The organism is Pseudomonas sp. Arb-4-2C (assembly GCF_055755015.1).
In genome coordinates this window covers 4,153,809-4,174,937 of record NZ_CM146899.1, presented here as the reverse complement: position 1 = coordinate 4,174,937, position 21,129 = coordinate 4,153,809, and the positions used below count along the sequence as shown (strand labels likewise).

The 21,129-nt window shown below is 60.4% G+C and carries 14 protein-coding genes; 8 read left to right on the top strand and 6 right to left on the bottom strand.

Going from position 1 to position 21,129, the window contains the following annotated elements; genetic code table 11:
- Positions 1-108: 108 nt before the first annotated feature.
- On the top strand, positions 109-4,629 hold the full coding sequence (locus AC0J41_RS18835; RefSeq protein WP_473013286.1) for a beta strand repeat-containing protein: 4,521 nt from the start codon (positions 109-111) through the stop codon (positions 4,627-4,629).
- A 159-nt stretch (positions 4,630-4,788) separates the two neighbouring features.
- Here AC0J41_RS18835 and AC0J41_RS18830 read toward each other — a convergent pair whose 3' ends face one another.
- Positions 4,789-7,683, bottom strand: a complete 2,895-nt coding sequence (locus tag AC0J41_RS18830) for a ribonucleoside-diphosphate reductase subunit alpha (protein ID WP_029977849.1) — start codon at positions 7,681-7,683, stop codon at positions 4,789-4,791.
- Positions 7,684-8,533: 850 nt separating this feature from the next.
- Between AC0J41_RS18830 and AC0J41_RS18825 the strand changes: the two genes are divergently transcribed.
- Positions 8,534-9,256, top strand: coding sequence for a response regulator (locus AC0J41_RS18825; RefSeq protein ID WP_102354197.1), 723 nt, complete (start codon positions 8,534-8,536; stop codon positions 9,254-9,256).
- Positions 9,253-10,863 (top strand): ATP-binding protein, encoded by a 1,611-nt coding sequence (locus AC0J41_RS18820; RefSeq protein WP_025112936.1) that lies wholly within the window; start codon positions 9,253-9,255, stop codon positions 10,861-10,863. Before AC0J41_RS18825 ends, AC0J41_RS18820 begins: the two co-directional genes overlap by 4 nt.
- A gap of 117 nt (positions 10,864-10,980) precedes the next feature.
- Here AC0J41_RS18820 and AC0J41_RS18815 read toward each other — a convergent pair whose 3' ends face one another.
- Both AC0J41_RS18815 and AC0J41_RS18810 read right to left on the bottom strand, forming a co-directional pair.
- Positions 10,981-11,706: a 4'-phosphopantetheinyl transferase family protein gene (locus tag AC0J41_RS18815; RefSeq protein WP_473013285.1), complete on the bottom strand. Its 726-nt coding sequence runs from the start codon at positions 11,704-11,706 to the stop codon at positions 10,981-10,983.
- Positions 11,707-11,850: 144 nt separating this feature from the next.
- Positions 11,851-12,642 carry a dienelactone hydrolase family protein gene (locus AC0J41_RS18810; protein ID WP_473013284.1) on the bottom strand — a complete coding sequence of 264 codons (792 nt, stop codon included), beginning with the start codon at positions 12,640-12,642 and terminating at the stop codon, positions 11,851-11,853.
- 143 nt (positions 12,643-12,785) lie between these two features.
- Between AC0J41_RS18810 and AC0J41_RS18805 the strand changes: the two genes are divergently transcribed.
- From AC0J41_RS18805 to AC0J41_RS18795, 3 genes are all read left to right on the top strand, one after another.
- On the top strand, positions 12,786-13,391 hold the full coding sequence (locus AC0J41_RS18805; protein ID WP_025112939.1) for a membrane protein: 606 nt from the start codon (positions 12,786-12,788) through the stop codon (positions 13,389-13,391).
- Positions 13,392-13,559: 168 nt separating this feature from the next.
- Positions 13,560-14,237, top strand: a complete 678-nt coding sequence (locus tag AC0J41_RS18800; protein ID WP_025112940.1) for a response regulator transcription factor — start codon at positions 13,560-13,562, stop codon at positions 14,235-14,237.
- The gene (locus AC0J41_RS18795) at positions 14,234-15,580 is read left to right on the top strand and encodes an ATP-binding protein (protein ID WP_025112941.1); all 1,347 of its coding nucleotides are present in this window, start codon (positions 14,234-14,236) and stop codon (positions 15,578-15,580) included. The genes AC0J41_RS18800 and AC0J41_RS18795 overlap by 4 nt, the downstream gene beginning before the upstream one ends.
- Before the next feature lie 121 nt (positions 15,581-15,701).
- Here AC0J41_RS18795 and AC0J41_RS18790 read toward each other — a convergent pair whose 3' ends face one another.
- Entirely contained in the window at positions 15,702-16,700 is a 999-nt protein-coding gene (locus AC0J41_RS18790; protein ID WP_473013283.1) for an AraC family transcriptional regulator, read from the bottom strand.
- Positions 16,701-17,050: 350 nt separating this feature from the next.
- On the opposite strand from AC0J41_RS18790, the gene AC0J41_RS18785 reads away from it, so the two are divergent.
- Entirely contained in the window at positions 17,051-18,385 is a 1,335-nt protein-coding gene (locus AC0J41_RS18785; protein ID WP_025112943.1) for a dicarboxylate/amino acid:cation symporter, read from the top strand.
- 144 nt (positions 18,386-18,529) lie between these two features.
- Positions 18,530-19,711, top strand: a complete 1,182-nt coding sequence (locus tag AC0J41_RS18780) for a CaiB/BaiF CoA transferase family protein (RefSeq protein ID WP_025112944.1) — start codon at positions 18,530-18,532, stop codon at positions 19,709-19,711.
- Positions 19,712-19,818: 107 nt separating this feature from the next.
- Here the strand turns inward: AC0J41_RS18780 and AC0J41_RS18775 are convergent, their stop codons facing one another.
- Both AC0J41_RS18775 and AC0J41_RS18770 read right to left on the bottom strand, forming a co-directional pair.
- A complete protein-coding gene (locus tag AC0J41_RS18775) occupies positions 19,819-20,313 on the bottom strand; it encodes a SprT family zinc-dependent metalloprotease (protein WP_025112945.1) in 495 nt (164 codons plus the stop codon).
- Positions 20,314-20,461: 148 nt separating this feature from the next.
- On the bottom strand, positions 20,462-21,064 hold the full coding sequence (locus AC0J41_RS18770; protein ID WP_007917515.1) for a Yip1 family protein: 603 nt from the start codon (positions 21,062-21,064) through the stop codon (positions 20,462-20,464).
- Positions 21,065-21,129: the final 65 nt, after the last annotated feature.

Below are 21,129 nucleotides of genomic sequence, written 5' to 3'. Positions count from 1 at the left end.
AAGCCTTTTCGCAACCAGGCCTTGCGTGCACAAGAGAGGGTGACCCCCGTAGCACCGGGCAATTCAACGCAGTTTCCAACACAAACACACTCACACAAGGAAGATGTAATGGCGGTAATTTACGGGTCCAATGGTGCAGATACGCTGGCAGGTACCGCCGGCGATGACCAGATACGTGGTTTGGCAGGTGATGATGTGTTGAATGGTGGGGATGGCAACGACCTTCTCATCGGCGGCGAAGGGGCTGATCAGCTCAATGGCGGCGCAGGTTTTGACACGGCCAGCTACGAAGACGCCAACCAGGGCATCGGCGTGACGATCAACCTGAAAACCGGGGTTCACACTGGTCTGGCGGCGGGCGATACGTTCGTCGGTATCGAGGCGTTTCGTGGTACCAGCTACACCGACAACTTTGTCGCCGATGCCTCGGCCAACTCGTTTGATGGTGTGATCGGCTACGACACCTTGAGTTACGCCACCTCCGAGCAGGCAATCAACCTGACATTGACGGGCGCCAACGGCACCGGTCTGGGCGGTGATGCGCAGGGTGATACATTCAGCAACATGGACCTGGTCATCGGTACGGCATTCGATGATGTCTTTACCCTGAACTCTGGCAGCACCAGCGTCAGTGGTGGCGCCGGCAACGACGTCTATATCCTCAATGGTCCCTGGGCAGGTGGCATCGGTGAAGCCGTTGGTGGCGGTGACGATGAAATCCGCACCAACCAGCCCAAAGTGTCCATGCCTGGCGAAATCGAGCGCCTGACGTATACCGGCACCGGTAACTTCAGCGGTACTGGCAACGCGGGTAACAACATCATCACTGGCGGCGTCGGTAATGACGTGCTGATCGGTGGTGCAGGTGCTGACCAGTTGATTGGCGGCGCAGGTTTTGACACGGCCAGCTACGAGGACGCCAACCAGGGCATCGGCGTGACGATCAACCTGAAAACCGGGGTTCACACTGGTCTGGCGGCGGGCGATACGTTTGTCGGTATCGAGGCGTTTCGTGGTACCAGCTACACCGACAGCTTTGTCGCCGATGCCTCGGCCAACTCGTTTGATGGTGTGATTGGCTACGACACCTTGAGTTACGCCAGCTCCGAGCAGGCAATCAACCTGACATTGACGGGCGCCAACGGCACCGGTCTGGGCGGCGATGCGCAGGGTGATACATTCAGCAACATGGATCTGGTCACCGGTACGGCATTCGATGATGTCTTTACCCTGAACTCTGGCAGCACCAGCGTCATTGGTGGCGCCGGCAACGACGTCTATATCATCAATGGCCCTTGGGCAGGTGGCATCGGTGAAGCCGTTGGTGGCGGCGACGATGAAATCCGTACCAATCAGACCAGCATGGGGATGAGCGGCGAAGTCGAGCGCCTGACGTATACCGGTACCGGCAACTTCACCGGTACTGGCAACGCGGGCAACAACATCATCACTGGCGGCGCTGGCAACGATGTGCTGAGCGGCGGTGCAGGTGCCGACCAATTGATTGGTGGCGCCGGCATCGACACTGCCAGCTATGAGGACAGCCTCGCAGCGGGTGTCACGGTCAACCTGAAAACCGGTGTGCACACCGGCTTCGCCGCAGGCGATACCTTCTCCGGTATCGAAATCATTCGTGGCAGCAAGAACGGTGACACGTTCTTCAGTGGCACGGAGGCCAACATCTTTGATGGCGGCACGACAGGTGGTGTCGATACCGTCGATTATTCGTTGTCGACGCAGGCGGTGAACATCACCCTTACCACGCTCGGCACTGGCAGCGGTCAGGGTGGTGACGCGCAGGGCGATACGTTTACCAACATCGAGAAAATCGTCGGTTCGGCCCAGAACGATGTATTCACCACTGGCTCCGCAGCTTCCCTGTTCGAGGGCGGGGCGGGGAACGATCTGTACATCATCAACGGCTCGCCCAATCAGTCGATAATCGAACTGGCGGGGGGTGGTGATGACGAAATTCGCACCTCGCTGACTACCATGACCTTGAGTGCCGAAGTCGAACGCCTGACCTATACCGGCACCGGCAACTTCACCGGTACAGGCAATGCTGGCAACAACATCATCACCGGTGGCATTGGCAATGACCTGTTGATGGGAGGGGCGGGCGCCGATGTCTTCATCGGTGGTGCGGGGATCGATACTGTCTCCTACGACGATTCCACTGTGGGCGTGACCATCAACCAGAAAACCGGTGTTCACACGGGCATTGCCGCGGGCGATACCTTTGATGGCATCGAAGTCATTCGCGGCTCCAAATACAGTGACACGTTCCTGGCCGGTGTTGGTGTCGACAAGTTCGATGGCGGTACAACGGGGGCGGACAACATGGATATCGTCGACTACTCGCAATCTGGCGCTGCCATCAACCTCACGCTGGTCTCCGGAAGCGGCACCGGAGCCGGTGGTGATGCCGAAGGCGATTCGTTCTCGGGTATCGAGAAGGTGATCGGTTCGGCGTATGACGATGTGTTCAACTCCTCGACGTCCGGCTCCTTCACCTTGCAGGGAGGCGCGGGCAATGACGTCTACATCGTCAACACCGGTGCATCGGCAGTGATTGTCGAAGCGCAGGGTGGCGGCGACGACGAAGTGCGTACCAACCAGCTCAGCATGGGGCTGCACAACAACGTCGAGCGTCTGACTTACACCGGTACTGGCAACTTCACCGGTCGCGGCAATGCCGGCGACAACATCATTACCGGTGGCGTGGGCAACGATACCTTGATGGGCGGCGCAGGCGCGGACAGCTTTTTCGGTGGTGCCGGAACTGACACCGTCAGTTATGACGACAGCACTGTGGCGGTTACGCTCAATTTCAAGACGGGCGTATACAGCGGCATCGCGGCAGGTGATACCTACACCGATATCGAACTGATTCGCGGCACGCAGTACGCCGATACGTTTATCGCCGGCGCTGGCGCGGACAAGTTCGATGGTGGTACTGGCGTTGATGTGGCGGATTACTCGCAATCCGCCCAGGCCGTGACACTGACGTTGGGGGCTTCCGGTGTCGGCTCTGGCACGGGCACTGGTGGCGATGCCGAGGGCGACAGCTTTTATGGTATCGAGAACATCATCGGCTCGGCCTACAACGACGTCTTCATCGCCAATGCCAACTCGACCGGTTTCACCGTGCAAGGCGGCATGGGCGACGATGTTTACGTCCTCAACAATGCAAACTATGGCGCGATCATCGAACTGGCTGGCGGCGGCAATGATGAAGTGCGCACCAATCAGTCCTACTACCTCATGAATGCCGGGATCGAGCGCTTGACCTTTACCGGTACCGGGATGTTCCAGGCGCGAGGCAATGCGCTGGATAACGTCATCACGGGCGGTGCCGGGGATGACATATTGATGGGCGGCGATGGCGGCGACACGTTCATCGGTGGCGAGGGTTTCGATACTGTCAGCTATAACGACATTGGACCGGTGGGGGTGGTCATCAATCTCAAGACGGGTGAGCACACCGCGATTGCCAAGGGCGATACCTTCCAGAGCATCGAGAAGTTCGTCGGCTCGGGACGCGACGACACGTTCATCGGTAACGATCAGGTCAACAATTTCGACGGAGCATTTGGGCGCGACACGGTCAGCTTTGCCTTTGAAAGCTCGGCCATCACCCTCGATCTCACTCAGCCACTGACCGGTGCCGCAGCGGGCGACACTTACACCAACATCGAAAACTGGGAAGGTACTGCGTTCAACGATACGTTGATCGGCGGCGCCGGCTCCGAGACGTTCATTGGTGGCAAGGGCGCTGATTTTATCGATGGCGGTGCGGGTGTTTCCGACGAAGCCTGGTACATCGGCAGCTCGGCGGCGGTGCAAATCAACCTGCTGGCCAATACGGTCACTGGAGGCGATGCGAGCGGTGATGTACTGGTCAATATCGAAGGGCTTCACGGCTCGTCATTCAATGACACGCTGACCGGTAACGCCGGCTGGAACGTTCTCTATGGCGGCGAAGGTAATGACCTGGTCTATGGCGGAGATGGCAACGACTCGATTTACGGCGGCAACTACGAGCCCTATGCCATCAATGGTCCGGATCGCAGCGGCCCGGCCGAGGCGGATCAGCTGTTTGGCGGCAATGGCAACGACAGCATGTTCAGCGCCAACAACGATGTCGGCAGTGTTCTGCATGGCGATGCCGGTAACGACGACATCACCGTGTACGCCGGTACCGCATACGGTGATGACGGCAGTGATTCGCTGGTAGGTACGGGGCCTGAGTATCAGCTGTTTGGCGGCGCCGGTTCCGACACGTTGATTATGCTCGGCGGTGGTTTCGCCTACGGGGGTGAAGGCAGCGATACCTACAAGGTGTATTCCTCGACCAATGTGATGATCAAGGATGATGGCCTTCAGGGTGGCGATAAAGTCGAGCTGACGAATATCAAGTCGTATGCGGATGTGATCATCAAGACCGACGGTACCAATGCCTACATCTTCAACGCCGTGGAGTGGAATGCGGGCAAGCAGAACAACGCGGTGATTCTTGCTGACTGGTATGCGGGTTCAAACACCATCGAAACCTTTGCGACAGCCAATGGTGAGACGTTCACCATTCCGGTTGTGGGGCAGGCAATGGCCGGGTCGTTTATGGTCTGAAGTTAGCTTGCCTTAATAATTAACGGCGAAGCCTGTCACCGGGTTTCGCTGTTTTTTGACGGAGCAAAAGAAAAAACCCCCGACAAACCAGAAGTCTGTCGGGGGTTTTCTTTTGCCTGGAATGTATCAGGCGTCTCGCAACGCCTGATTCAGCTCAGCTTATTGGCAAGCTTCGCAATCCGGCTCGTCGATCGCGCAAGCCTTTGGCACTGGCGCCGGACCGGCAGGCGCTGCCAGAACCGAATCGTCGCCGTGGTTGCCGCCGCTGGAAACAGCGTTCAGCTTGCCGGTGTTGATGGTCGACTTCTCGGTGCTGGTCGCGGCCAGGGCACGGAGGTAGTAAGTGGTTTTCAGGCCACGGTACCAGGCCATGCGGTAGGTCACGTCGAGCTTCTTGCCCGATGCGCCGGCGATGTACAGGTTCAGCGACTGGGCCTGGTCGATCCACTTCTGACGGCGGCTGGCGGCGTCAACGATCCACTTGGTGTCCACTTCGAACGCGGTCGCGTAGAGCTCTTTGAGTTCTTGCGGGATGCGCTCGATCTGTTGAACCGAACCGTCGTAGTACTTCAGGTCGTTGATCATGACCGAGTCCCACAGGCCGCGAGCCTTGAGGTCGCGAACCAGGTACGGGTTGATCACGGTGAATTCGCCCGACAGGTTCGATTTCACATACAGGTTCTGGTAGGTCGGTTCGATCGACTGCGAGACGCCAGTGATGTTGGCGATGGTGGCGGTCGGAGCGATGGCCATGATGTTGGAGTTACGAATGCCTTTCTGTACACGGGCGCGAACCGGTGCCCAGTCCAGGGTTTCGTTCAGGTCAACGTCGATGTACTTCTGGCCACGAGCCTCGATCAGGATCTGTTGCGAATCCAGCGGCAGAATGCCTTTGGACCACAGCGAGCCTTTGAACGTCTCGTACGCGCCGCGCTCGTCAGCCAGGTCGCAGGAAGCCTGGATCGCATAGTAGCTGACCGCTTCCATCGACTTGTCGGCGAACTCGACGGCAGCGTCGGAACCGTAAGGAATGTGCTGCAGGTACAAGGCGTCCTGGAAGCCCATGATGCCCAGACCGACCGGACGGTGCTTGAAGTTGGAGTTCTTCGCTTGCGGCACCGAGTAGTAGTTGATGTCGATCACGTTATCGAGCATGCGCACGGCGGTGTTCACGGTGCGTTGCAGCTTGGCGGTGTCCAGCTTGCCGTCGACGATGTGGTTCGGCAGGTTGATCGAACCCAGGTTGCAAACGGCGATCTCGTCCTTGTTGGTGTTCAAGGTGATCTCGGTGCACAGGTTCGAGCTGTGAACCACGCCGACGTGCTGCTGCGGGCTGCGCAGGTTGCACGGGTCTTTGAAAGTCAGCCATGGGTGGCCGGTTTCAAACAGCATGGAGAGCATTTTGCGCCACAGGTCTTTGGCCTGGATGGTCTTGAACAGCTTGACCTTGCCCGGGTATTCGGTCAGGGCTTCGTAGTACTCGTAGCGCTCTTCGAAGGCTTTACCGGTCAGGTCGTGCAGGTCCGGTACTTCGGATGGCGAGAACAGGGTCCACTTGCCGTCATCGAAGACGCGCTTCATGAACAGGTCAGGGATCCAGTTGGCGGTGTTCATGTCGTGGGTACGACGACGATCATCACCGGTGTTCTTGCGCAGTTCGATGAACTCTTCGATGTCCATGTGCCAGGTTTCCAGGTAGGCACACACAGCGCCCTTGCGCTTGCCACCCTGGTTAACGGCTACAGCGGTGTCGTTCACTACTTTGAGGAACGGAACCACGCCTTGGGATTTGCCGTTGGTGCCCTTGATGTACGAACCCAGAGCGCGCACAGGCGTCCAGTCGTTGCCCAGGCCGCCAGCGAATTTGGACAACATGGCGTTGTCGTGGATCGCGTGGTAGATGCCCGACAGGTCATCCGGAACGGTGGTCAGGTAGCAGCTCGACAGTTGTGGACGCAGGGTGCCGGCGTTGAACAGGGTCGGAGTCGACGCCATGTAGTCGAAGGACGACAACAGGTTGTAGAACTCGATCGCACGCTCTTCCTTGTTCTTCTCTTCGATCGCCAGGCCCATGGCCACGCGCATGAAGAAGATCTGCGGCAGTTCGAAACGCACGCCATCCTTGTGGATGAAGTAACGGTCGTACAGGGTTTGCAGGCCCAGGTAGGTGAATTGCTGATCGCGCTCGTGGTTGATCGCCTTGCCCAGTTTTTCCAGGTCGAAGGTGGCCAGCACAGGGTTCAGCAGTTCGAACTCGATACCTTTGGCGACGTAGGCCGGCAGAGCCTTGGCGTACAGGTCGGCCATTTCGTGGTGAGTGGCGCTTTCGGCCACTTCGAGGAAGCCCAGGCCTTCGGCGCGCAGGGTGTCCATCAGCAGGCGGGCGGTGACGAACGAGTAGTTCGGCTCACGTTCAACCAGAGTGCGAGCGGTCATCACCAGCGCGGTGTTGACGTCGGTCAGGGCCACGCCGTCGTACAGGTTTTTCAGGGTTTCGCGCTGGATCAGGTCGCCGTCGACTTCAGCCAGGCCTTCGCAGGCTTCGGTGACGATGGTGTTCAGGCGGCCCATGTCCAGCGGCGCGAGGCTGCCGTCGGCACGGGTGATGCGGATCGACGGGTGCGCGTTGACTGCTTCTTCGACCGGGGCGTGGGCAGCACGTTCTTTCGAACGACCGTCGCGGTAGATCACGTAGTCGCGGGCAACTTTCTGCTCGCCGGCACGCATCAGGGCCAGTTCGACCTGGTCCTGGATTTCTTCGATGTGGATGGTGCCGCCCGAAGGCATGCGACGCTTGAAGGTCGCGGTGACTTGTTCGGTCAGGCGGGCAACGGTGTCGTGGATTCGCGACGAAGCGGCAGCAGTGCCGCCCTCAACTGCGAGAAACGCTTTGGTGATAGCGACGGTGATCTTGTCATCGGTGTAAGGAACGACAGTGCCATTACGCTTGATCACGCGCAGTTGACCAGGCGCGGTGGCGGCCAGATCCGAATTCGAATCGGCGGCCTGCGGCAAGGTGCCCTGCGGGTTCTCGCGAGTTGTGTCGGTTTGCATGGGTGTCTCCACGTTCTCTATGTTTGTTTGGGCACCATCAAGGTGCCCACCGTTCCGTCCTGAAGCACTACAACCGGCACGCGCCGGGCATAACGACTTCGGGACAGTTCAGGAAGGGGGCCTTGTGGGCGCCGCTTCCATGCCGAAGTCTTCGGTTCGCGCGATACGCGTGAAACCGCATTCCTTTCGGGGGCAGGTTCGTCACTGCAACACCCGTACCGTTATCGTCGTGGTCGACTGAAAAACGGTAGCCATCCGCAGGCGCGGTTTGGGCTTCTGAAAATACGTTTGGTTCAACCCGACAATGGCAATAAAAAGCCTTGAATTCACTGTCCGGTTTGTGTTTGGTTTTTTAGGGTCAAACCCTACATGTAGGGTTTTTTTACGCCCGGGCTACAAGATAATGCGTTTTGGTGGGGGATTGCAACGTACTACCTGTGGATAAACCTGTGCGTAAATTGTGTGTGAAACGGGGAATTGGCGTGTAGGCCGCGAACCTGCTGAGCTAGACCGTTTGTCACTGTTTTTCACTCGGGAAAAACGCTTCAGCGGATTTTTAAGGGCGCGAACCCTACCACAAAAAACCGCCTTGTCCGAACGCATTTGGCGACTTGTGTTCTGGCTGTACGCCGTTTATACAATCGAGCGGTGTCTCGCCATTCTTATCCTCCCAAAAGATGACAAAAAGACGGGAGGATTGTGGGAGCGGGCTTGCTCGCGAATGCGTTGTGTCAGGCAGCATTGATGTTGAACATGCCACCGTCTTCGCGAGCAAGCCCGCTCCCACACGGGAATCGAGTCAGGCCGAGCGTTCTTCCTTATTAATAAAAACAGCAAGCAGAGGTCACCGGTGGAGCAAGAAGCGTGGCAGGTATTGATAGTCGAGGACGACCAGCGTCTGGCCGAACTCACCCGCGAATACCTGCAAGCCAATGGATTGCGCGTGGAGATCGAGGGCAACGGCGCGCTGGCGGCGGCGCGGATCATCAAGGAACAGCCGGACCTGGTGATCCTCGACCTGATGCTGCCCGGTGAAGACGGTCTGAGTATTTGCCGCAAGGTCCGCGACCGTTACGACGGGCCCATCCTGATGCTCACCGCACGCACTGACGATGCCGACCAGATCCAGGGGCTGGACCTCGGCGCCGACGATTACGTGTGCAAACCGGTGCGTCCACGGCTGCTGTTGGCGCGGATTCAGGCCTTGCTGCGACGCAGTGACACAGCCGAACCCCTTGCGGAAAAAAGCCGTCGCCTGCAGTTCGGCCCGCTGGTGGTGGACAACGCCTTGCGCGAAGCCTGGCTCAGCGACAGCGGTATCGAACTGACCAGCGCCGAGTTCGACCTGCTCTGGCTGCTGGTATCGAATGCCGGGCGGATCCTGTCTCGCGAAGAGATCTTCACCGCGCTGCGCGGCATCGGCTACGACGGCCAGGACCGTTCGATCGATGTACGCATCTCGCGGATCCGCCCGAAAATCGGCGACGACCCCGACCACCCGCGACTGATCAAGACCATCCGCAGCAAAGGCTACCTGTTCGTTCCTGAAGCCTGCGTGGATCTTGCCCTGTGAACTCGATCTTCCTGCGCATCTACGGCGGCATGTGCGCGGCGCTGATTCTGGTGGCGGTGCTCGGTGTGCTGGCGCTGCACCTGCTCAATCAGGTGCGCAGCGAGCAGTACCGCGAGCGCCTGGCCCATGGCACGTTCTCGCTGATGGCCGACAACCTGCAACCGATGAACGAAACCGAACGTCATCGGGCGCTGCTGGTGTGGGAGCGTCTGCTGGGGATTCCACTGGCACTGAAGACGTTTTCCGAGACCGGTCTCGATCTGTCCCAGCGCACCCGTGTGCAGCGCGGCCAGGCACTGGTGGAGCAGACCGGTCCGCACGCGGCGCGGGTCTATCGGCTGGTCAGCGATAAAGAACAATTGGTGCTCACCGGTGACGTGCAGCAGATCAGCGAGCAATTGGCGCGGGCGACTATTTACCTGCTGGCCGATGAGCTGGTGCGCGTGCCGGTCGGCGAACAGCCCAGGCGGCTGGCGCAGTTAAAGGAAGAGAAGGGTTTCGGTTTCGACCTGCGCCTGGTCACGGTGGACGAGGCCGACATGGACGAAGACCAGAGCCGACGAGTGTCCGAGGGCGATACGGTGATGGCGCTGGGCAAGGGGGGGGACTCGATCCGGGTGTTTGCCGGCATGGTCGGTACACCGTGGGTGCTGGAGATCGGCCCGCTGTATCAGATGAATCCCTACCCGCCGCAATGGCTGGTACTGATCGCCGCCCTCGGTCTGAGCCTGATCGGTCTGATCGTTTATCTGCTGGTGCGTCAGCTCGAACGGCGTTTGCGCGGCCTTGAAGCAGCGGCCACGCGCATTGCCAAGGGCAGTCTGGAAACCCGCGTGCCAGCCCGCGGCGCGGACTCGGTGGGGCGCCTTGCGTCAGCATTCAACGGCATGGCCGAGCACTTGCAGCAGTTGCTGGCCATCCAGCGTGAACTGGTGCGTGCGGTGTCCCATGAACTGCGTACGCCAGTGGCGCGCCTGCGTTTCGGGCTGGAGATGATCGGCTCGGCGACCACTGCGCAGGCGCTGGAAAAGTACCGTGAGGGCATGGACCACGACATCGAGGACCTCGATAAACTGGTCGACGAGATGTTGACCTACGCGCGACTGGAGCAGGGTTCCCCGGCGCTGACCTTTCAACGCATCGATCTTGATGCACTGGTCAATCAGGTGATCGAAGAGCTGGCGCCGTTGCGTGCCGAGGTCACGGTGCAGCGTGGGTTGTGTCTGTCTGCGGCGGACAACGACGGCGCCTGGGTCGAGGCCGAACCGCGCTTCCTGCATCGGGCGTTGCAGAACCTAGTGAGCAACGCGATGCGCCATGCGCGCTCGAAGGTCACGGTGAGCTATCAGGTCGGGCAGTTGCGCTGCCGGGTCGACGTCGAGGATGACGGGCCGGGTGTGCCGGAGTCGGCGTGGGAGCGCATCTTCACCCCGTTTCTGCGTCTGGATGACAGCCGCACGCGGGCGTCAGGCGGGCATGGTCTGGGGCTGTCGATTGTGCGGCGGATCATCCACTGGCACGACGGCCGGGCGCTGATCAACAAGAGCAAGAGTCTGGGTGGGGCTTGCTTCAGCTTGAGCTGGCCGAGGAATCAGGAACGCCGCTGAGTGTTGTGGTGGCAGGCATGCAGCCTTCGCGAGCAGGCTCGCTCCCACAGGGGAGTGCATTTCAACGTGTGGGAGCGGGCTTGCTCGCGAAGGGGCCCTCTCAGGCACCGCAAATCTTCAGGCAGGAATGCTCATCAGACTCAACAACTGCCCGTCCTGCACACCAAATTGCGCCTCCAGTTCGGTGCCATGGCGCCACTCACCGGACAGATCGGTCAACAGCCGCAAACGCACCTGACCCTGCTGCGTCCACTCCAGTACCTCGGCGTGCTCGAAGTAGAAGCGCTTTTGCACGATCGGATACAGCGCCTTGAACAGGCTCTCTTTCACCGAAAACGTCAGCGTCACCCACAACCCCAGAAGCTCGCGCGAACCGGCGGCCATGCGCTGCAGTTCCGCGGGGGTCAGGATCTCTCCGGCCAGCCGTTCGGCGCGGTCGCTGTCGAGCAGGTTTTCCAGGTCCATGCCCAGACCGCGCCAGTGCTGTTTATTGGCGACAATCGCCGCTGCGCGCCCGGTGCTGTGGGTGATCGAGCCGCAGATGTGCGCCGGCCAGACCGGCGCGCGGTCTTCGCCAATCGCCGGGATCACGCTCGAGCCTTCGAGCTGCTGCAGCGCGGCCCGGGCGCAGATCCGCCCGGCGAGAAACTCGGCCTGACGCTTGGCCACCGAGCGCTGAATACTCGGCGGCGGCTCGATGGCGCTGCGCTGGAAATCATCGCCCAGCAGTTGTTTCGGGTCGAAACGGGTGCTCAGCAGGACTGTGTCGGACAGCACGTTTGGCAACGGCCAGTGGGCGTCGAGGGGGGTGCAGCAGGTGGGGAGGGGCGGGCTGGAGTTCATGGCGGGCATTTTGCCGGTTCACAGGGGCAAGGTCGAGATCGGCGGTGCGGCTTTCGCAAGCAGGCTCGTTCCCACATTGAATCTGCGCCGATCACAAATCCCTTGTGGGAGCGAGCCTGCTCGCGAAGGCCGCGCCGCAATCCATCAGCCAAAGATCTTCTGGAAGAACGCCTTCATGTCTGCCCAGGATTTTTCATCGGCGGCCTTGTTGTAACCGATATCCGGGCCACCGTGATCGCCGTGGCTCAAGCGATCGGCGTCGGGATTGGTGAAGCCGTGCTTGGCGCCGTCGAGGCTGACGAATTTGTAGTCGGCGCCGGCCTTGTCCATTTCACTCTTGAACGCGGTGACGTTGTCAGCGGTGACCATGCTGTCCAGTGCGCCGTGCTCGACCAGAATCTTCGCCTTCACACTGCCGGGGGTGGCCGGGGTGGTGGTCGCCAGTGCGCCATGGAAACTGACCACGCCCGCCAGCGGCTCGCCTTGACGCGCCGCGTTGAGCACCACGCCACCGCCGAAGCAGTAGCCGATGGCTGCGATTTTATTCACGTCGGTCTGCGGCTGTTTTTTCAGCAGGTTCAGTCCGGCCTCGAAGCGCTTGCTCGACGCGGCGGCATCCTTGGTCGCAGCCTGCATGAACGCCATCGCATCTTTCGGGTGCTCGGTGTTCTTGCCTTCGCCGTACATGTCGATCGCCAGCGCGCTGTAGCCCAGTTCGGCGAGGTCGCGGGCGCGACGCTTGGCGTAATCGTTCAGGCCCCACCACTCGTGCACCACCACCACGCCCGGGCGCTTGCCCTTGATCGCGTCGTCGTAGGCGTAGTAGCCGATCAGTTTTGTGCCGTCGGCGCTCTGGTAGGGAATCTCCTGAGTCTTGATCGCAGCGTTGGCCAGACTGCTGGCAGCGAGCAGGGCGAGGGCGAGGAACAGGCGCATGGTCGGTCTCCTTGTTTGAAAAGTGGTCAGGACAGCCTAGTCGATTTGATTCAGCGCAGGTTCAGAGAGTGTTCAGGGGAGGTACAGGGGCAGGTCAGTAACCTTGCGCCATACCCAAACAGCACTGAGAAAGAGGAAACTCGATGACTCGTCTGAACAAACTGCTGCTGGCTTTCACCTTGTTGGGCTCCAGCATTGCGGCACATGCCGATGACACCACCAACTTCGCCGGCCTGACGTTCGGCCAGACCAGTGACAAGGTCAAAAAATCCCATGCGCTGAACGACAACCTCGGCCACCCGGACGCCAGTGGCGCGATCGACGGCAACAACACCTACGGCGTGCGCCTGGGGCAGCAAAATTCGCAAGGTCGCTACTACGCCACCTACGACAACGTGTCCGGTTCGCACAATGGCATTAAACTGCGCCAGGAAAACCTGCTGGGCAGCTACGATCTGTTCTACCCAGTGGGCGGCAGCACCAGACTGTTCGGGGGCGCAACGGCCGGTTTGACCAAATTGACTCAGGAGTCGCCAGGCTACAGCCGTGACAGCGACATCGGTTACGCCGTCGGCGGTCAACTCGGTGTGCTGCAGCAAGTGGCGCAAAACGTTTCGGTCGAACTCGGTTACCGTTACCTGATGAGCAACGCCAGCACTGAAATGAAAGAACGCGGCGGCAGCAAACAAGGCTCGCTGGACTTGACCAGCAGCGCCCAGACTTACCTGTCGGCCAACTACGCTTTCTAGAAAAGCGATTCGCGAGGGCAAGTGCCAGGCGAAATCAGGGTGGGAGCGGGCTTGCTCGCGAAGGTGATGGTTCAGTCGACATCTACGTTGACTGAACCACTGCTTTCGCGAGCAGGCTCGCTCCCACAGGTGTGTTGTTGGCGTTATCGATTTACCCGGGAGAGCGTTATGAAACTGTTGGTCGTCGAAGATGAAGCGCTGCTGCGCCATCACCTGCAAACCCGCCTGACGGAGAGCGGTCACGTGGTCGAGTCCGTGGCCAATGCCGAAGAGGCGTTGTACCAGACCGGCCAGTTCAACTTCGATCTGGCGGTGATCGATCTCGGCCTGCCGGGCATGGGCGGTCTGGATCTGATCCGGCAGTTGCGCTCGAGCGGCAAGACGTTTCCGATCCTGATCCTCACCGCGCGCGGCAACTGGCAGGACAAGGTCGAAGGCCTCGCCGCCGGTGCCGACGACTACGTGGTCAAGCCGTTCCAGTTCGAAGAACTCGATGCGCGACTCAACGCCTTGCTGCGCCGTTCCAGCGGTTTCACCCAGTCGACCATCGTTGCCGGCCCGTTGCTGCTGGACCTCAATCGCAAACAGGCGTCGCTGGATGAAGAACCGCTGGCACTGACGGCCTACGAATACCGCATCCTCGAATACCTGATGCGCCACCATCAGCAAGTGGTGCCCAAGGATCGCCTGATGGAGCAGCTCTACCCCGACGACGACGAGCGCGATCCGAACGTGATCGAAGTGCTGGTCGGTCGCCTGCGTCGCAAGCTGGAAGGCCCGGCCGGGTTCAAGCCGATCGACACCGTGCGCGGTCTCGGCTACCTGTTCAATGAGCGCTGCACTTGATTCGTTCGCTTCGTGTTCGCTTGATGCTCGCCGCCACCACGTTGGCGGTGTTGTTCATGCTCGGCTTGCTGCCGGCCATGCAGGGGGCGTTCAGCCTGGCGCTGCAGGATTCGATCGAGCAGCGTCTGGCCTCGGATGTCACCACGCTGATCTCCGCAGCGCGCATCGAGAACGGCCGCCTGATGATGCCGGCGCAATTGCCGGATGAGCGTTTCAATCTGACTGACAACCGTTTGCTTGGCTACATCTACGACCGCGAAGGCAAACTGGTCTGGCGGTCGAAAGGCACGCAGGAAGAGCAGATCAACTACAAGCCGCGCTACGACGGCATGGGTAACGAGTTCGCGCGGATCCGCGAAAGCAACGGTCAGGAATTCTTCGTCTACGACGTCGAGGTCAAACTGCTGGGCGGCAAAAGTGCAGCGTTCAGTATCGTTGCTCTGCAACCGGTGCGCGAATACGAAAACACCCTCGAAGGCCTGCGCGACAATCTCTACCTGGGCTTCGGCGCTGCGTTGCTGGTGCTGCTGGCGCTGTTGTGGATCGGCCTGACCTGGGGCCTCAAGGCGTTGCGCCGGCTCAGTCAGGAGCTCGACGAAATCGAAAGCGGTACCCGCGAAAGTCTCACCGAAGAGCACCCGCGCGAACTGCTGCGCCTGACCGGTTCGCTCAACCGTTTGCTGCACAGCGAGCGTCAGCAGCGCAGCCGCTACCGTGACTCACTCGATGACCTGGCGCACAGTCTGAAAACCCCGCTGGCGGTGTTGCAAGGGGTCAGTGAAGACATGGCCCAGCGTCCCGAAGATCGCGATCAGGCCTGGGTGCTGCAAACCCAGATCGAGCGCATGAGCCAGCAGATCAGCTATCAACTGCAACGGGCCAGCCTGCGCAAAAGCGGTCTGGTGCGCCATCAGGTGCGCCTGCAACCGGTGCTCAAAAGCCTGTGCGACACGCTGGACAAGGTCTACCGCGACAAGCGCGTGCGGGTGGCCTTCGATCTGCCGGATCAATGCTATGTGCCGATTGAGCAGGGCGCGCTGCTGGAGATGATGGGCAACCTGCTGGAAAACGCCTATCGCCTGTGTCTGGGCGAAGTGCGCATCAGCGTGCGCGAGACCCTGGCCGGCATCGAGTTGTGCATCGAGGACGACGGCCCCGGCGTGCCACCGAACCAGCGAGCGCGGATTCTGGAACGCGGCGAACGCCTGGATCGTCAGCACCCGGGGCAGGGGATCGGGCTGGCGGTGGTCAAGGACATCATCGAGAGCTACAACGCCAAGCTGGCGCTGGGCGATTCGCCGATGGGCGGGGCGGCGTTCAGGATTCATTTTCCTGCGGTCTAGTCGCAGGTCTTGCCGGCCTCTTCGCGAGCAGGCTCGCTTCCCACATTGGATCGGCGGTGTTCACAGCCCCCTTGTGGGAGCGAGCCTGCTCGCGAAGGCGCCAGTCGGTTCACCGCGCCACTCACTGCTCCTGCGCCCGATAAGCCCCCGGTGTCAGCCCCGTCCACTTCTTGAACGCCCGATGAAACGCCGACGGCTCGGAAAAGCCCAGTTGCTCGGCAATCTGTTGCAACGACAGATCCGCCCGGCCCAAATGGTAAATGGCGATATCTCGCCGCAACTGATCCTTCAACTCCTGAAAACTGGTGCCTTCCTCGCGCAAATGCCGGCGCAGGGTCTGCGGGCTGATGTGCAGGTGTGCGGCCACCGCTTCCAGGTCCGGCCAGTGCGCGCTGTCGCGGCTGAGCAAGCGGCGCAGGCGGCTGCTCAGGCTGTCGCCGTCATCCGGTCGCGACAACAGGTCGGCGGGTGAGCGTTCGAGAAAGTGTTTGAGGGTGCGTTCGTCCTGCAACAGTGGCATGTGCAGATAGCGGCTGTGGAACAGCAGGCTGCTGTGCTCGGCAGAAAACACCAGCGGGCAGGGGAACAGCAGGTCGTATTCGGCACCGTGCGCCGGTTTCGGATAGCTGAACGTGGCCTGCTCCAGACGAATACGCTGGCCGATCAGCCAACTGCCGAGGCGATGCCAGATCACCAGCAGGCTCTCGCTGAGAAAGTGATCCGGGTCCCATAACTGCGAATCATCGAGGCTTAGCCGCACCCATTCGTCTTCGCGCTGCAGGCTCAGGCGCGGGGCCTCGGGGAATAGGCTATAAAACAATAAACCGCGTTGCAGCGCCTTCTCCAGATTGCGGCAGTGGATCAGGGCGTGGCACATCATCGCGAAGCTGCCGGGTTTGCTCGGTGCGTTGCCAAAGCCCAGGTATTCGTCATCAAGGGCCAGCCACAGGTTCTGCAACAGTTCGGTGAATTGCTCGGGGGCGATGCGTGCTCGCGGCTCATCCAGCAACTGCGGGCTGATGCCCAGCTGTTGCAGCAGCGGCAAATAATCGAACCCCGAACGGCGTGCGCCACCGAGGGCGGCACGGGCGAAATGACTGGCGATGGTACGTTCGCGCATAAGCGGCAGATCCTTCCTCAGGCGCCGGATGGTAGCCGGGGGCAGCATCGTCAACAAGGCGGATTTCCGCCAAATTGTAGGACGAGATCCGGCGAGTTGGCGGAAATCCGCCACACTGACGTCACCAGCCAGTGACAAAAAACCGCCTGCATGCCCTGATATCAAAAGGCTTGCAGGCAATTGCACCAAAGTGGCACGAGGTTTGCGATAAGAGCGACAGAAGTGTGCGTTTATCCCGTGGGTAAAGCGCCGCTCGACACAACAAATCCCTCCAGTGCAGGAGGGTTCGCAATTCAGGTTTTGCGGTCAACAGACGGATGTTGGTCGCGGGACGCTTGAGGAAGCTTGCAATGACGACTCGTCAGCCACTGTACAAATCCCTGTATTTCCAGGTGATCGTCGCGATCATCATCGGTATTGCTCTTGGTCACTACTACCCGCAGTTCGGTGTCGCGGTAAAGCCGCTGGGTGACGGGTTCATCAAACTGATCAAAATGATCATCGCCCCGATCATCTTCTGCACCGTGGTCAGCGGTATCGCTGGCATGCAAAGCATGAAGTCGGTCGGCAAGACCGGTGGTTACGCACTGCTGTACTTCGAAATCGTTTCGACCATCGCTTTGCTGGTCGGTCTGATCGTGGTCAACATCGTGCAGCCGGGCAACGGCATGCACATCGATGTCAGCACACTCGACGCTTCGAAAGTCGCCACCTATGTGGCCCAGGGTGCTGATCAGAGCGTTGTCGGCTTCCTGCTCAACGTAATCCCGACCACCATCGTCGGCGCGTTCGCCACAGGCGACATCCTGCAAGTGCTGATGTTCTCGGTGATCTTCGGTTTCGCCCTGCATCGCCTGGGTGACTATGGCCGTCCGATCCTCGACTTCATCGATCGCTTCGCCCACGTGATGTTCAACATCATCAACATGATCATGAAGCTCGCGCCAATCGGTGCCTTCGGTGCCATGGCGTTCACCATCGGTGCCTACGGTGTCGGCTCGCTGGTGCAGTTGGGTCAACTGATGGCCTGCTTCTACATCACTTGCGTGCTGTTCATCCTGATCGTGCTCGGCGCTATCGCCCGCATGCACGGCTTCAGCGTGCTGAAGATGATCCGCTACATCCGTGAAGAGCTGCTGATCGTCCTGGGTACTTCCTCGTCGGAATCGGTACTGCCACGCATGCTGATCAAGATGGAGCGTCTGGGCGCGAAGAAATCGGTAGTGGGTCTGGTGATCCCGACCGGTTACTCGTTCAACCTCGACGGCACCGCGATCTACCTGACCATGGCCGCTGTGTTCATCGCTCAGGCCACCGACACGCACATGGACATCACGCACCAGATCACGCTGCTGGTGGTGTTGCTGCTGTCCTCCAAAGGCGCCGCCGGTGTGACCGGTTCGGGCTTCATCGTGCTGGCAGCCACTCTGTCGGCGGTCGGTCACCTGCCGGTGGCGGGTCTGGCGCTGATCCTCGGTATCGACCGCTTCATGTCCGAAGCCCGTGCCCTGACCAACCTGGTCGGTAACGCCGTGGCGACCATCGTTGTCGCCAAGTGGGTCAAGGAGCTGGACACCGATGTGCTGCAATCCGAGCTGGCCTCGGGCGGTCGCGGTATCGCCGATACCCGTCCTGAAGATGATCTGGGTGTGGCTGAAGGCCCAACCCCGAGCAATGTGAAGTAAGCATCGCTTGAATAAAAAACCTGCTTCGGCAGGTTTTTTATGGCCTGCGATTTGAGCATTACGGTCACTGCCGCTGACGTATCCGGTGATTGCTGTACGTGGCTTCGCTGCCTAGGCTGGAAGCATCGCTCAAGGAGATTGCCCATGTCCGCGCCGTTGGCTTCGCTGAAGATTCTGGATTTCTCGACCCTGCTGCCAGGGCCGTTCGCCTCGCTGTTGCTCGCCGACATGGGCGCCGAGGTGCTGCGCATCGAGTCGCCGACTCGCCTGGACCTGTTGCGGGTGTTGCCGCCGCACGATCGGGGGATGTCGGCCAGCCATGCTTACCTGAACCGCAACAAGCGCAGCCTGGCGCTGGATCTCAAGCAGCCCGAGGCGCTGGAGGTGGTCAGGCAGTTGCTGACCGAATACGACATCGTGCTCGAACAGTTCCGTCCCGGTGTGATGGAGCGGCTGGGCCTGGGCTATGAGGCGCTGAAGGCGATCAACCCGAAGCTGATTTACGTGTCGATCACCGGTTACGGCCAGACCGGGCCGTACAAGGATCGCGCCGGGCACGATATCAACTACCTCGCCCTGGCCGGGCTTGCCAGTTACACCGGGCGTGCCGACAGCGGCCCGCTGCCGTTGGGCATGCAGGTGGCGGATGTGGCGGGCGGTTCGCTGCACGGGGTCATCGGTCTGCTGGCGGCGGTGATCGCCCGGCAGCAAACCGGGCAGGGCACTCACCTGGACGTGAGCATGACCGATTGCGCTTTCAGCCTGCATGCCATGGCCGGGGCCGCTTACCTCGCTTGTGGCGAAGAACCGCATTGGGAGGATCAGATGCTCAATGGTGGCAGCTTCTATGACTACTACCGCACTCGCGATGGCCGCTGGCTGTCGGTGGGCAGCCTGGAACCGGGGTTCATGCAGCAACTGTGCACGGCGTTGGGCCGGCCGGAGTTGGCGGCGCAGGGATTGTCACCGAAACCCGAGCAGCAGACGTTATTGAAGGACGCGCTGAAAGTCGAATTCGAAAAACATGACTTTGCCCAACTGTGTGAATTGTTCGCCGGGGTCGATGCCTGTGTCGAACCGGTTTTGAATCTGAGCGAGGCAGTGCAGCATCCGCAGTTGCAGGCGCGCGAGCTGGTGACACAGGTGCCGCGTGGCGATGGTTCCAGCCAGGCGCAGATCGCCTGTCCGTTGAAGTTTGCCGAGGCGCTGCCGGCGCCGCGACATGTTGGCGCGGTGCTGGGACAGCATACGGAGCAGGTGTTGGGGGAGTTGGGCTTTGGATCAGAGCGGATTGCCGAGTTACGGCGTGCCAAGGTCATTCTTTAGCGTCTGTGCCGGCCCTTTCGCGAGCAAGCCCGCTCCCACAGGGGAACGTTCCAAATGTGGGAGCGGGCTTGCTCGCGAAGGCGTCGGCAGCGACAACACAAAACTGACTATTCGACGCGCATCTCACCACTGAACACCAAGGTGTTGCGGCAGCGCCGGCACAAATACCGTCGCCCCTGCCTGACCAGGCTATGACGCTGCGCCGAAAACGGAAAATCACTGTCGGCGCACGGGCATTTATAGATGTAGCGCGTCACGCTGCGGCGCTTGATTGCATAGGTGTGGCAGCGATCCGGCGGCAGCTCGTAGACCCCGCGCATGATCAGTTGCCACTCCTCGCCGTGGGGCTGGATGCGGTCGCCGAACAGTTGATGGGCGATCAGGTGCGCGACTTCATGGGCCACGGTCTGTTTGAGGAAATGTTCGGTGTTTTCCCGGTACAGCTGCGGGTTGAAGCGCAGCAGGTTCTCGTGCAGATGCGCGACACCGGCTTTTTGCCCGCGCAGCTTGAGGCTGACGACGGGGCGTTGGAAATGGCGTTTGAAAAAGGATTCAGCGAGTTGGTAACAGTCTTCGACGCGGGTATTGAGTTGCTCGGGCATGCTTGATGGATCTCCAGAGGCGTCGAGTATGCCGCAACCTCCAGGACTTGCGAATCGCTGACCTGCCGAATGGTCATCCGCCAAACGAGAAGGCCGCCTTGCGGCGGCCTGTATTGGCAGATCTTGTTTTTCTCGGGGGTGAATCATGTCAGTTGGTATACACCGGCCCCACGCCGAGGCCCCAGACAATCACGGTGAACGCCATGATGGCCACCAGCACCACCAGACCCACCGCCAGCACTGAGCTGGAGAACAGAAAACCTTCGTCCGACGGAATGTTCATGAACGTCGGCAACCCGACGTACAACAGATACACCGTGTAGCAGATGGCCGCCGTGCCGACGATCATCCCCAGCCACATGTGCGGATACAACGCCGCCAGCCCGCCGACGAACAGCGGCGTCGCGGTGTAAGTGGCGAACGCCACGCAACGCGCTAGGCTCGGGTTGGCGTCATAGGTGCGGGCCATCCAGTGTACGAAAGCGCCCATGACCGCGACCCCGCCGAGCATCGCCAGGTACGACATCACGGTCATCCAGATGGCGCTCTCCACGGTGAGCATCACCGGGGCGCGGTTGCCGATCACCCAGCCGACCTGAGTGGTGCCGATAAACGCCGAAACGGCGGGAATCGCCGCCAGGATCAGCGTGTGCGTCAGGTACATGTGGCTGATGCTTTCCTCTTGGTCGCCACGGATTTCCTTCCATTCCTGATCGGGGTGGGTAAAAAGTCCCACTACGTGATGGATCATGCCAGTCACTCCTCTTGTTATTGCCATCGCCCCCCAGCGGAGCGCCTACGGGCCAAGGTGGCCGA